Origin of the sequence: Micromonospora sp. NPDC051296 (assembly GCF_040682255.1) — a bacterium.
Classification (GTDB): domain Bacteria; phylum Actinomycetota; class Actinomycetes; order Mycobacteriales; family Micromonosporaceae; genus Micromonospora; species Micromonospora craterilacus.
The window spans coordinates 1-2,597 of the sequence record NZ_JBFBAO010000574.1 but is presented as its reverse complement, the minus strand read 5'-3'; the positions used below and the strand labels follow the sequence as shown (position 1 = coordinate 2,597).

The 2,597-nt window shown below is 67.7% G+C and carries 3 protein-coding genes; 1 reads left to right on the top strand and 2 read right to left on the bottom strand.

The features are described from left to right. The coding region (locus AB0M52_RS33045; RefSeq protein ID WP_363961778.1) for an FAD-dependent oxidoreductase at positions 1-111 on the bottom strand (111 nt) is incomplete at its 3' end. A gap of 139 nt (positions 112-250) precedes the next feature. Here AB0M52_RS33045 and AB0M52_RS33040 point away from each other — a divergent pair. Continuing rightward, positions 251-1,816: a helix-turn-helix domain-containing protein gene (locus tag AB0M52_RS33040; RefSeq protein ID WP_363961776.1), complete on the top strand. Its 1,566-nt coding sequence runs from the start codon at positions 251-253 to the stop codon at positions 1,814-1,816. Between the two features lie 27 nt (positions 1,817-1,843). On the opposite strand, the gene AB0M52_RS33035 is transcribed toward AB0M52_RS33040, so the two are convergent. Next, a partial coding sequence (locus AB0M52_RS33035) for an AfsR/SARP family transcriptional regulator (protein WP_363961774.1) occupies positions 1,844-2,597 on the bottom strand: 754 nt, incomplete at its 5' end.

The window sequence follows — 2,597 nt, the reverse complement described above, 5'->3', positions numbered from 1 at the left end:
GTCGAGGACGGTGACCCGTACGCCACGCTCCTGTAGAAACCAGGCGGTGGCCAGTCCGACCATCCCCGCACCGATGATGGCAACGTGCGCAGGGGCGGGCACCGCCTTCATGGCAGGCATTCGCTCTCTCCTTCAAGAACAACTGGGATTGCGGCAATCTTGTCCCCGCCCCATCGGGACGTCATTGTTCTGGCCGGCCAATGTTCGCTCGTCCGATTGGGCGAAACGAACAATGCCGAGGCACAATCTGATGGTGATCACGGTGGCTGGCGTGGCCGACGCGGTCGGCGCGGCGTTGCTCAAGATCGTCGTCCCCGCCACTGAGGCGGAGGTCCGCGATGTGGCCCTCGCTGACCTCGGCGATGCAACGACCGGTCAGACGGGCGACCTCGTCCTCGGCGCGGGCATCACCACACCAGACCAGGCGCTCGCTGTCATCGAACGCTGCTCGGAGGCTGCGGCGGCCGGCCTCGTTCTCAAGCCTCCACTGGCCTCGCTCCCCGACGTGATGTCATCCGCCGCCGAACGCAACCTGGCGCTGGTCGAGCTGCAGAGCCACGGCTCATGGGCCCAGCTTGTCTGGCTGCTCCGCGGGGTGATCGACAGAGCTGCCGCGCCCGGCTCGCCCGAGACCGGAGAAGCCCGGGTTTACGACGAACTGTTCGCCCTTGCCGACGCGACTGCCGCCATCGTCGACGCACCGGTGACGATCGAGGATGCCCAGTCCCGGGTGCTCGCCTACTCGTCGCGGCAAGACCGCACCGACCCGGCGCGCGTCTCGACCATTGTCGGACGACGCGCCCCCGGCGATGTGGTCGCGCACTTCCGTTCCCGCGGTGTCTTCCGCAAGCTCGCCACGGGCAGTGAGCCGATCTTCGTGCCGCAGGGCCCGGACGGGACGTTGCCGCGACTCGTGATCCCGATCCGCGCCGGAGGTGAGCTGCTCGGCTCGATCTGGGCCGTCGTCGAGGGTCTGGTGCCACACGAGCGGCTACGCGATCTCCAGGGGACCGCCTCCGTGCTGGCGCTCCACCTGCTCCGCCTCCGCGTACAGGCCGATGTCGCACGCAGGGTCTCGGCCGACCGCCTGAGGGCGGCGCTGCGGGCCCCCACCGGGAAGGGACGGGAGGAGCTGGGCCTGCCCAAGGGGCCGTGGCAGGTCGTCGCGCTCGGTGCACACGGCGGGACCGGGGAGATGGTGCACAACCTGGCCCTCTGGGAGTCGATCACCCGCCGTCACGGCTGGCGCCAGCCGCTGATCGCGGACGTCGGGGACGTCCTGTTCGCCGTCGTGACCCACGAGGGCGACTCGCCCGGCTCCCGACGCTGGATGGACAGCCTCATTCACGACGTCGCCGTGCATGACCCGTCACTGCGAGCCGCGTCTGGCCGCGTCGCCAGGGACCTGACGGACCTGCCGCGATCACGCGCCGAGGCGGCGGAACTGCTCGCGCTGCACCGCTCGGCTCGACAGCAGGGGCCACTGTTGCGGTTCGCGGACGTCTGGGCCGAGGTGGTCGTACACCGCGTGGTCAACGCGATGCCGACGGAAGACCTGCTGGTCGGCGGACCGCTTCCCGACCTCGTCGCCCACGATCGGGCGCACGGCACCGACTACGTCGCCACTCTCGCCGCATGGCTTGAGCACCAGGGTGATCTGAAGAAAGCTGCCCGGCAGTTGCACGTGCACCCCAACACGCTCCGGTACCGAATGCGCCGCCTGACTGAGGTCGTCCACATCGATTTCGAGTCACCGCGAACACGGCTCGCGCTGCAGATCCAGCTCGCAGCGCTCGCCCTGGGGCCTGACATGTGACCACTGGCCTCTAAACCCGATAGAGCCTCAATCTTCCGGCAGTTCAAGTGCCGGATCAGCGCGAAGTATGGCGCTCTCCAGTTCCTGAATTCGCGGCCCTGGGTCCAGTCCGAACTCGTCTACGAGTCGGTTTCGCGAAACGCGGTAGGCGTCGAGGGCGTCGGGAGCACGGCCAGCGCGGTACAACGCAAGCATGAGTTGGGCGAGGAGTCGATGGCGGAATGGGTATTGGACGGTGAACTCGGTGAGCTCATCGATGATCGTGCTGTGCCTACCACGGCGCAGTTCCGTGTCCAGCCACTCTTCCAAAGCCGCCAGCCGCGCCTCCTCCAATCCGCGGCACAGTTGATCGGTGCCGGGTGTTGCTACATCGGCGAGCGGAGGTCCCTGCCACATGTCCAGCGCGCGCCGCAGGAGTGAGCCCTTCTCGACCTCGTCGCTCGCGGCGAAGCCCCTGGTGATCAGTGCGCGGAAGTGGTGCACGTCGACGCACATCGGATCGGCGCGCAGGGCGTACGCCGATCCGCGGGTGGTGATCTCCGCGCCATCGGGACCTGCGCTGACGGTGGCCAACACCGCGCGCAAATGTGAAACATGAACGTGAATAGCGTGACGAGCGGTTTGTGGTGGTGATTCGGGCCAGGTCAGATCCACCAGGCGGTCGACGGTGACAAGCTGATTGACTTTCAACGCCAGGACCGCAAGCAGCCTCCGCTGTTGGCGTGGCCCGAGGTCGAGTTGCCGTTCCCCGGACCATGCCTCTACGGCGCCCAGAAGCCGA

Bases quoted from the DNA above. Each gene is read 5' to 3' on its own strand.
- AB0M52_RS33040 (WP_363961776.1), top strand. From the start codon at position 251: ATGGTGATCACGGTGGCTGGCGTGGCCGACGCGGTCGGCGCGGCGTTG.